The sequence below is a fragment of the Mycobacterium sp. genome (genome assembly GCF_047975165.1).
In the GTDB taxonomy this organism is placed as follows: Bacteria; Actinomycetota; Actinomycetes; order Mycobacteriales; family Mycobacteriaceae; genus Mycobacterium.
In genome coordinates, this window is the sequence record NZ_JBKECZ010000149.1 from 1 (window position 1) to 10,216 (window position 10,216).

Sequence of the window (10,216 nt, forward strand, 5' to 3'; positions counted from 1 at the left end):
ACACCTCCACCAGCGGGTCGTCCACCTGAACCGAATCGCCCACCTTCTTCAGCCAGCGGGTCACCGTGCCTTCGGCCACCGACTCGCCCAGCTCGGGCATCAGGATCGGTGTCGCGGCGCCACCGGTGGCCGCTGCCGAGCTCGCCGGGGTGCTCGGTGCCGGTGGGGCCGGCTCGGGTTCGGCTACCGGTGCGGGTTCCGGTGCGGCCGCGGCTGCAGGCGCGGGCTCGGCCGGGGCGGGAGCGGCCGGTGCGGCGCTTTCACCGGGGCCACCGATGACGGCAAGTTCGCCGCCGACCTCCACGGTGTCGTCCTCCTGGGCGACGATCCTGCTCAGCACGCCGGCGACGGGGGACGGGATTTCGGTGTCGACCTTGTCGGTCGAGACTTCGACGAGCGGCTCGTCGACTTCGACGGTGTCGCCTTCCTGCTTGAGCCAGCGGGTGACGGTGCCCTCGGTGACGCTTTCGCCGAGCGCCGGCATCTGGACTGAGAAGGCCATTTTCGTTGACTCCTCGAACTGTCGTCGGGCTGTGGGTCGAACTTCTGGGTTACCACACGCTGGCACGCGGGATGCCGAACCGATGCGGATGTCAAAGACCCATCCTGTCACTGTGCCACCACATCCGCGCAACCAGGTCGCCCCCCTTTTTCTACCCGGGCGCCGACCCCGGTTCTTGCTACCGTGTGGCCACTGGTCCAGACAACATGTCGTAGGTGGCGGAGGTTCGATGCCGGCAGCACAGGATGCCCCCCAGATATTCGTCGACAGCGCCGACGGCGCACGGATCGCGGTCTATTGCGATGGCAACCCGGAGGGGCCGACGGTGATGCTGGTGCACGGCTGGCCGGACTCGCACGTGCTCTGGGACGGCGTCGTACCGTTGCTTGCGCACCGATTCCGCGTCATCCGCTACGACAACCGCGGCGTCGGGATGTCCTCGGCCCCCAAACAGGTCTCGGCCTACACGATGGCCCGGTTCGCCGACGACTTCGCCGCTGTCGCCGGCGAGCTGAGTCCGGGTGGGTCGGTGCACGTGCTGGCCCACGACTGGGGCTCGGTGGGGGTGTGGGAGTACCTGAAGCGGCCCGGTGCAGCCGACCGGGTCGCGACGTTCACCTCGGTCTCCGGCCCCGCTCACGACCAGCTGGTCGAGTTCGTCTTCGACGGGCTGCGGCGGCCGTGGCGCCCACGCTCCTTCGCCCGCGCATTCAGCCAGGCGGCGCGACTGAGCTACATGGCGTTCTTCTCGGTGCCCGTGCTGGCACCGGCAATGCTGCGGATGGCGTTCGCCAGCCCCGCGGTGCGCCGCCGCGTCGTCGACAACATCCCGGTCGGCCAGATCCATCATTCCGCCACCATCTCCGCCGACGCCGCCAACGCGGTGAAGGTGTATCCGGCCAACTACTGGCGCTCGTACTCGGGCGAATTCCGCCGCCGGGGCGTGCACGAAGTGGACGTGCCGGTGCAGCTGATCGTCAACACCAAGGACAAATACGTGCGCCCGCACGGTTACGACGAGACCGTGCGATGGGTGCCGAGGCTGTGGCGCCGCGACATCGACGCCGGCCACTTCTCGCCGATGTCGCACCCGCACGTGATGGCCGCGGCCGTAAGTGAATTCGCCGACCTCGCCGACGGCAAGGAGTCGGCACCCGCGCTGCGGCGCGCGCGGGTCAGCCGTTGCTAGCGATGTCCTCCAGGACCGCGAACATGGTCCGGGTGGGCACCCCGGTGGCCCCCTTGGGCGTGTAGCCCCACGGGCTGCCGGTGTTGTAGGCCGGCCCGGCGACATCGATGTGCGCCCACTGCACCGACTCGGCGACGAATTCCCGCAGGAACACCCCGGCGACCAGCATGCCGGCGAAGCGCTGGCCGCTGATGTTGGACAGGTCGGCCACCGTGGACTTCAGGTCGTCCTTGAGGTCGTCGGGCAGCGGCATAGCCCAGCCGTTCTCGCCGACGCGCTGCGAGACGGCCGCGACCCGGTCGCGGAACTCGTCGCTACCCATCACCCCGGGGATGCGGGAACCCAGCGCGACAGTCTGGGCGCCGGTCAGCGTGGCCGTATCGATCAGGTAGTCGGGGTTGTCCTCGCAGGCTCGCACGATGGCGTCAGCCAGGATGAGCCGGCCTTCGGCGTCGGTGTTCTGCACCTCGACGGTGATCCCGCCGTACTGGGTCAGCACGTCGCCGGGCCGCTGGGCGGTGGCCGAGGGCATGTTCTCGGCCATCGGCACGGTCGCGATCACGTCAATCGGCAGTTGCCGGCGCGCGGCGAGCAGCACGGTCGCGATCACCGCGGCCGCGCCACCCATGTCGGAGGTCATGTGATGCATCGACGCGGCCGGCTTGATCGAGATGCCGCCGGTGTCGAAGGTGATGCCCTTGCCGACCAGGGCGACCCGGCGGGCCTTTTCGGGGTCCTCGGCCAGCCGCGATCCGCGGTGGGTCAGCCGCACCAGCCGTGGCAGCCGCGACGATCCCTGGCCGACGCCGACGATGCCGCCGAAGCCGGCCTTCCTCAGCGCCTTGTCGTCGAGGACCTCGACGTCCAGGCCGGCCGACTCGCCCAATATCCTGGCGCGGCTCGCGAACTCGTCCGGGTACAGGTGGCCGGGGGGAGTGTTGACGAAGTCCCGCGCAGTGGCCACCGCGGCTGCCACCGCGGCACCGTGGCCGGCGCGTTCCGCGGCGTCCCGCTCGGCGTCCCCGGCTCCGGCCAGCACGGTGATCTCGCGCAGCCCGGCGTCCTTGGGTGCGGTTCTGCTGCTGCGGAAGTCGGTGAACCGGTAGCCGCCCAGGATCAGCCCTTCGACGACGGCCGCGCACCCGTCCTCGCCCGGCAGCTGGGTCATCGTGGTGATCACCGACTCCACACCGCCCAGCGAGCGGGCCGCGGCTCCGGCGGCACGGCGCACCACCTCGTTCGGCCATTGGTCGCGGGCAGTTCCCAGCCCTACCGTCAGCACGCTGGCAACCGGCAGCGAGGGAACCACCAGGCGGTGCAGCTGGATGCTGGCGCCGGTGGCCTGCAGCGCCCGCAGGCCGGCCTCGATCTCGGCGATCTGCGCGGCATTCAGAAACGGCTCGGCCGAGGCAACGGTGGCGGCTGGCCGGTCGTCGTCTCCGGTCGCGACGACGGGTAGCAGCAGTACCGCCGAATCCGCGCCGTCGGTGGGCAGCGATGTGGCGACTGTGATCGATGGAGTCTGGTAGGCCGATTTCTTGATGGTCACGGGCACCAAGACTAACGGCGGCACGCCGGGATGGCCCTAGCGCCGTCGGATTACCCGGGGTTGGCGTGCAGTTCGTAGGCCGGCACGGGGGAGTCGAAACCTTTGAGTTCCAACGGCCCGTACGGGGCGGACGGCCACTCCGGTACCGCGTCGCGTAACGCCGAATCCGCCAGGATTTGCTGCGGCGCCGCGGCCGCCACCAGGCGGGCGGCCAGGTTGACCGGAGTGCCGAAGTAGTCGCCGCCGATGGCCAGCACGGTGCCGTAGGCCAATCCGGCGCGGACCCGCAGACCCGCATCCCTTGCCCGCGGATGCTCGACGAGGTCGACGGCCGCCCGGGTCAGCCGCTCGGGTGCGGTACTCACCCACATCACCTCGTCCCCGATGAACTTCACCACCCGGCCGCCGTCGGCGTGCAGGACATCGGTGACGGCATCGCCGAAGCCGATGAGCAGGTCGAACAGTTGTGCGGGCGCCAGCACCTGGGTCAGGGCGGTGAAACCGGACAGGTCGGCGAAGCCGACGCCGCACACCACGCCGGCGGCGCCGTCTTGAGCCGCGTCTTCGAAGTGGGCCCGGGCGCTGGTCAGGTGATGGCGGTGCACGATATCGATCAGGGTGCCGATGCGCGGGACGAATTCGCAGACGGCACGGTAGGCCCGGGCGGAGGCGAGTTCGTCGTGGGTGCGACGTATCTGAGTGTCCGGCATTTGCCTGCCGGTAATCGTCGTCTCGGCTTCGGCCAGGCGGGCCATCGCCGCACCCAGCACCCGCAGCAGACTCAGTGCACCGTCCTGGCCGACGACGGCCCGCAAGGCGACCCAGTTGGCCAGAGCGTCGACGTCGGCCTGGCTGAGTGCGGCAACCTCAGGGCCGGCGACGGTCAGGCCGAGCAGCGCCCACACCTGGTGCATCTCGGACGTGGACAATCCGAGTTGTCCGGCGGCGGCCTCCAGGGTGTACATCGGCGGGCCGGACCACTGCAGGACGTCTCCGGCGAGCCCGAACAGCCTGCCGCGGCGCTCGGCCCCGACCATGTCCTCCACGGTGAAGCCGAGCCCGTCGAGGTAGCTGATCAGTCCGGCCCGCTCGCGGGGGTTCGCGATCCCGGCGGCGGCCAGCGCATCCCAGTCGAACACCTGCCCCAGTGTGCCAGGAGGGGCGGCCACTAGCATCGGACTACGTGAGTGATGCACCGGATGTGCAGCATGGCCCGTTGGAGGACCGCCATCGCGAGCTCGGTGCGACGTTCGCCGAGTTCGGCGGCTGGCTGATGCCGGTGTCCTATGCCGGAACGGTCGGCGAGCACAACGCCACCCGCAACGCCGTCGGCCTGTTCGATGTCAGCCACCTGGGCAAGGCCACGATCCGCGGACCCGGCGCGGCGCACTTGGCCAACTCCACGCTGAGCAACGACCTGACGCGCATTGGCCCTGGGAAGGCGCAATACACGCTGTGCTGCAACGACGCCGGCGGGGTCATCGACGACCTGATCGTCTACTACGTTGACGATGACGAGATTTTCCTGGTGCCCAACGCCGCCAACACCGCCGCGGTGGTGGCCGCCCTGCGGGCGGCCGCGCCGACCGAGGTGACCATCACCGACCGGCACCGCGACTTTGCGGTGCTCGCCGTGCAGGGGCCCCGGTCCGCCGACGTCCTGGCCGCACTCGGGTTGCCGACCGGCATGGACTACATGGGCTACGCGGATGCGACGTATTCCGGTGTGCCGGTGCGGGTTTGCCGGACCGGATACACCGGCGAGCAGGGCTACGAACTGCTTCCCCCGTGGGAGGGCGCCGCGCCGGTGTTCGACGCGCTGGTCGCCGCCGTCACCGACGCCGGCGGTCAGCCCGCCGGGCTCGGCGCCCGCGACACGTTGCGCACCGAGATGGGCTACCCGCTGCACGGGCACGAACTGGCACCGGATATTTCGCCGCTGCAGGCGCGGTGCGGGTGGGCGATCGGCTGGGACAAGGAGGCGTTTTTCGGCCGCGACGCGCTGCTGGCTGAGAAGGCGGCCGGCCCCCGGCGGCTGCTGCGCGGCTTGCGGACAATCGGGCGCGGCGTGTTGCGCCCCGGGCTGGCGGTACTCGGCGACGGCAAGCCGGTCGGGATAACCACGTCGGGGACCTTTTCCCCGACCCTGCAACTCGGTATTGCGCTGGCATTGATCGACGCGGCGGCCGGGGTGCCCGACGGCGGGCGGGTCGACGTGGACGTGCGCGGTCGCGCGGTGGAATGTGAAGTCGTGCGTCCGCCGTTCGTCGAGCTGAAAACCCGGTGACAGCCGATCCTCGCGGGGAAATTTACGTTGGCAGCCGGTTATAGACTCGGCCCCATGACCGGCCCTTCCCTGGACTTCACGGTGTCGCGCGCGGCGCACCCCGCCACCGAGGCCCAGCGGGCGGCGATCCTGGCCGACCCCGGCTTCGGGAGATATCACACCGACCACATGGTGTGTATCGACTACCGGTCCCCGGCGGCCGGCGGCCCCGGCTGGCATAATGCGCGGGTCATCGGCTACGGGCCCATCGAACTCGACCCGTCGGCCATCGTGCTGCACTACGCCCAGGAGGTGTTCGAAGGGCTCAAGGCCTACCGGTGGACCGACGGGTCGGTGGTGGCGTTTCGCGCCGAGGCCAACGCCGCCCGGCTGCGCTCCTCCGCGCGGCGACTGGCCATCCCGGAACTGCCCGACGAGGTGTTCATCGAGTCGCTGCGCCAGCTCATCGCGGTCGACAACACGTGGGTGCCCAGGGCCGGCGGGGAGGAGGCGCTGTACCTGCGGCCGTTCATCATCGCCACCGAGCCGGGGCTGGGTGTGCGGCCGGCCAACGAATACCGTTACCTGCTGATCGCCTCGCCGGCCGGCGCCTACTTCAAGGGCGGTATCAGCCCGGTGTCGGTGTGGGTCTCGACCGAATACGTCCGCGCCAGCCCGGGCGGAACGGGTGCGGCCAAATTCGGCGGCAACTACGCCGCGTCTCTGCTGGCCCAGGCCGAGGCGGCCGACCACGGCTGCGACCAGGTGGTGTGGCTGGACGGCGTGCAGCGCAGGTACGTCGAAGAGATGGGCGGGATGAACCTGTTCTTCGTGCTGGGCAGCGGCGGCTCGGCGCGGCTGGTCACGCCTGAACTGTCCGGTTCGCTGCTGCCCGGCATCACCCGCGATTCGCTACTGCAGCTGGCCGTCGATGCCGGGTTCCCGGTCGAGGAACGCAAAATCGACATGGGCGAATGGCAGCAGAAGGCGGCATTAGGGGAGATCACCGAGGTGTTCGCCTGCGGGACGGCTGCCGTGATCACCCCGGTGGCGCTGGTCAAATATGCAGACCGCGAATTCACCATCGCCGACGGGCAACCCGGCGAGGTGACAATGGCCCTGCGGGACACGCTCACCGGAATCCAGCGGGGTACCTTCGCCGACACCCACGGCTGGATGTCGCGACTGGACTGAGCGGGGCCAGCGGCTCGCCGCTACCCGGTGAGGCTTTGCAGCCGGTGGACGATGTCGAAGTAGCCTGCGGCCAGCGTGTAGTTGTTGAATATGCCCGAGGCGAAGCCGGCCATCTCGACGGTGACATCGCCGACTCCCCCTCCAACGGTGAAGGCCTGGTTGACCAGGTTTGTTGGCGCATTGTAAATACCGGATACCGCGCCGTTCGAGCCGTACGGCGGGTTGGCGCCGTTGTACGGCACTTCCCCGACCATGTTCTGGAAGCCCGAGACGTTGGAGAATCCTCTGGAGGATCCGAAGACGTGATCCGGGAAGAGCTGGGAATTCACAAAGCCGGGGTCGGGGACGGTGTTGTTGTAGCCGGAGACGCCGGACACGTTGTCACCGAGGACGTGGCCGGAGCCGGAGATGAAGTTCTGGTCGGTGATGTCGGTGGCGAAGAAGTTTCCGGTGTTGCCCCAGCCGGCATTGGAAAAGCCGGTGTTGAACCAGCCGGAGTTTCCGCTCCAGGTGTTGGTGTTGCCGCTGTTCATGTCGCCGGTGTTGAAGTCGCCGGCGTTGCCGTTGCCGGTGTTGAAGCCGCCGGCATTGCCGAAGCCGGTGTTCAGTGCGCCGCTGTTGCCGAAGCCGAAGTTCCCTCCGGTACCAGCTGTGGGGAATATCGGATTGCCTGGATCCACTACTGCCGAGTAGGTGGGGGCCGCGGCGCTGTTGCCGATGCCGATGTTGCCGTAGCCGGTGTTGCCGATGCCGAAGCCCTGCGTCGTGCCGAGTTTGTCGGCGTCGAGGTTGAACCCGGAGCTGAACATGCCGACGTTGCCGTCGCCGGAGTTGAAGAATCCGATGTTGTTGGTGCCGGAGTTGCCGAAGCCGATGTTGCCGGTGCCGCCGTTGAGCGGTTCGAAGCTGAATTCTCCGGTGGCCATATTGATATGGGTGCCGCCGATGCCGAAGAGGTGGTCGCCGGTCAGTCCGAGGCCGATGTTCCAGCTGCCGGTGTTGCCGCCGCCCTGGTTGCCGACACCGTTGTTGCCCAGGCCCCAGTTGCTGGCGCCGAGGTTGCCGATCCCGATGTTGTTGCCGTAGAGGGCGTCGCCCATGGCCTGGATGCTGTTGCCGAAGCCGATGTTGCCGGTGCCGCGGTTGCCGGAGCCGATATTCCAGTTACCCCAGTTGCCGTTGCCGAGGTTAGCGGTGCCCTTGTTGCCGCTGCCGATGTTGCCACCACCGAGGTTGCCGGAGCCGAAGTTACCGGCACCGCCGGGAGTAGCCCCGCCCAGGGGATTAGGTAGCGCCGAGTTGTTGTTGCCGGAACCGATGTTGCTGGCGCCGAGGTTGCCGAAGCCCCAGTTGGCGGGGACGGCGGCGGCGGTGGCCGCGGCGCTGTTGATGGCTTGGCCGATGCCGGGCAGGCCCTGTAGGGCCTGGCTCCAGGAGGCGAGTTGTCCGGCCGCGGCGGAGGCGCCGCCGTAGTAGCCGAACATCGCCGCGACGTCGGCGGCCCAGAATTCTTCGTAGATGCCTTCAGCGGCGGCGATCATCGGCCCGTTGAGGCCCAGGAAGTTCGAGCGCACCAGCTGCACAAACGCGTTGCGATTCGCGGCGATCGCCTCGGGGTTGATCATCGCCGACTTCGCGGTCTCGAACGCGCTGGCCACCGCGTTGGCCTGGGCTGAGGCGCCCAGTGCGCGGGTGGAGGCGGTGTGCAGGAAGGCGGTGTAGGGGGCCGGCGGCGTTGGCCATGGCGGCTGCCGCCGGGCCCTGCCAGGTGTGGCCGGTCAGGTTCGAGGAGAAGGAGCTGGTGGCCGAGTCGAGTTCTTCGGCTGACGCCGTGTCCCGATGGCTGTAGTGGAACGTGTCATGCACCCTGATACGCGAGAACCGCCGACGCCAAGGGCGCCGACGGTCATCGCGTATCCGCGGTCGAAACCTGGCGGGGCTACCCGGCTAGGCCTTGCAGGATGTGGACGATGTTGAAGTAGCCGCCGCCCTCGCTGGCCATGTTCGCGATACCCGACGCCAAGCCCCTTATGAAAACTTCGGAGGACCCGAGGTCTTGTACGGCGATGGTTGCCGCGTTGTTGTAGATACCGGACGTCAACCCGGTCAGGGAGTTGGAGGTGCCGGGATCCGGTGCGGGCGGCAGGTCGTTCAAAATGGTGTTCCCGAAGCCGGAGACCTGGGACATGCCTGGGCCGGAGAAGCCGGTTTGATTCGGATATAGGAATTTATTGAGATTTGAATAGCCTGCTACAGACGAATCGGGAACGAAGTTGTTGTAGCCCGAGACGCCCCATACATTGGGGCCCAGTATGTGGCCGGAGCCGGAGATGAACTTCTGGTCGGTGATGTCGGTGGCGAAGAAGTTGCCGGTGTTGCCCCAGCCGGCATTGTTGAAGCCGGTGTTGTAGCTGCCGGAGTTGCCGCTCCAGGTGTTGGTGTCACCGCTGTTATAGAAGCCGGTGTTGAAGCTGCCGGCGTTGCCGTTGAACGTATTGAGGATGCCGGCGTTGCCCATGCCGGTGTTGAGCGCACCGCTGTTGCCGAAGCCGAAGTTGCCGCCCGTACCGCCCGGGGGGAAGCGCAACGGGCCACCATCGACCGCAGCGCTGTTGCCGATGCCGATGTTGCCGTAGCCGGTGTTGCCGATCCCGAAGCCCTGCGTGTTGCCGAAGTCGTCGGCGTCGAGGTTGAACCCGGAGCTGAACATGCCGACGTTGCCGTCGCCGGAGTTGAAGAATCCGATGTTGTTGGTGCCGGAGTTGCCGAAGCCGATGTTGCCGGTGCCGCCGTTGAGGGGGGCGATGCTGAATTCTCCGGTGGCCATATTGATATGGGTGCCGCCGATGCCGAAGAGGTGGTCGCCGGTCAGTCCGAGGCCGATGTTCCAGCTGCCGGTGTTGCCGCCGCCCTGGTTGCCGACACCGTTGTTGCCCAGGCCCCAGTTGCTGGCGCCGAGGTTACCCAGGCCGATGTTGTTGCCGAACAGGTTGTCGGACATGTTCACGACACCGTTGCCGAAGCCGATATTGCCGGTGCCACGGTTGCCGGCGCCGATGTTCCAGTTACCCCAGTTGCCGTTGCCCAGGTTGGCGGTGCCCAGGTTGCCGCCGCCGATGTTGCCGCCGCCGAGGTTGCCCTGGCCGATATTGCCGACACCACCGAGAGGAACACCGCCCAAGCCGGTGAGGGTAGCGCCGGTGGCGATGTTCTTCGGAAGCGGCAGGTTGTTGTTACCCATGCCGATGTTGCCGACACCTTGGTTGCCCGCACCCAAGTTGGTGAAGGCGGCTTCGGCGCTGCCGACCGTGGCGCCGATGCCGGGCAGGCCCTGTAGGGCCTGGCTCCAGGAGGCGAGTTGTCCGGCCGCGGCGGAGGCGCCGCCGTAGTAGCCGAACATCGCAGCCACATCGGCGGCCCAGAATTCTTCGTAGATGCCTTCAGCGGCGGCGATCATCGGCCCGTTGAGGCCCAGGAAGTTCGAGCGCACCAGCTGCACAAACGCGTTGCGATTCG

General features: G+C 68.1%; 7 protein-coding genes and 1 pseudogene. 3 read left to right on the plus strand and 5 right to left on the minus strand.

The window, feature by feature from the left end:
* A partial coding sequence (locus ACK5M9_RS13910) for a biotin/lipoyl-containing protein (RefSeq protein ID WP_416893745.1) occupies positions 1-502 on the minus strand: 502 nt, incomplete at its 3' end.
* 229 nt (positions 503-731) lie between these two features.
* Between ACK5M9_RS13910 and ACK5M9_RS13915 the strand changes: the two are divergent.
* Positions 732-1,685 (plus strand): annotated as a pseudogene (locus tag ACK5M9_RS13915) (alpha/beta fold hydrolase); the annotation flags it as partial.
* Here ACK5M9_RS13915 and ACK5M9_RS13920 read toward each other — a convergent pair.
* Positions 1,678-3,234: a leucyl aminopeptidase gene (locus tag ACK5M9_RS13920; RefSeq protein ID WP_416893750.1), complete on the minus strand. Its 1,557-nt coding sequence runs from the start codon at positions 3,232-3,234 to the stop codon at positions 1,678-1,680. The pseudogene ACK5M9_RS13915 and the gene ACK5M9_RS13920 sit on opposite strands and share 8 nt — an antisense overlap.
* A gap of 56 nt (positions 3,235-3,290) precedes the next feature.
* Positions 3,291-4,409, minus strand: a complete 1,119-nt coding sequence (locus tag ACK5M9_RS13925) for an adenylate/guanylate cyclase domain-containing protein (RefSeq protein WP_416893746.1) — start codon at positions 4,407-4,409, stop codon at positions 3,291-3,293.
* A 14-nt stretch (positions 4,410-4,423) separates the two neighbouring features.
* Here ACK5M9_RS13925 and gcvT point away from each other — a divergent pair, with 14 nt between their 5' ends.
* Together gcvT and ACK5M9_RS13935 are read left to right on the plus strand one after the other, a co-directional pair.
* Positions 4,424-5,527 carry a glycine cleavage system aminomethyltransferase GcvT gene (gene gcvT / locus ACK5M9_RS13930; RefSeq protein ID WP_416893747.1) on the plus strand — a complete coding sequence of 368 codons (1,104 nt, stop codon included), beginning with the start codon at positions 4,424-4,426 and terminating at the stop codon, positions 5,525-5,527.
* A 54-nt stretch (positions 5,528-5,581) separates the two neighbouring features.
* The gene (locus ACK5M9_RS13935) at positions 5,582-6,700 is read left to right on the plus strand and encodes a branched-chain amino acid aminotransferase (protein ID WP_416893748.1); all 1,119 of its coding nucleotides are present in this window, start codon (positions 5,582-5,584) and stop codon (positions 6,698-6,700) included.
* A gap of 20 nt (positions 6,701-6,720) precedes the next feature.
* Here the strand turns inward: ACK5M9_RS13935 and ACK5M9_RS13940 are convergent, their stop codons facing one another.
* A complete protein-coding gene (locus tag ACK5M9_RS13940; protein WP_416893751.1) occupies positions 6,721-8,409 on the minus strand; it encodes a PPE family protein in 1,689 nt (562 codons plus the stop codon).
* Between the two features lie 230 nt (positions 8,410-8,639).
* Positions 8,640-10,216, minus strand: a 1,577-nt coding sequence (locus ACK5M9_RS13945) for a PPE domain-containing protein (RefSeq protein WP_416893749.1), incomplete at its 5' end; no start/stop codon positions are given.

Bases quoted from the DNA above. Each gene is read 5' to 3' on its own strand.
- ACK5M9_RS13935 (WP_416893748.1), top strand. From the start codon at position 5,582: ATGACCGGCCCTTCCCTGGACTTCACGGTGTCGCGCGCGGCGCACCCC.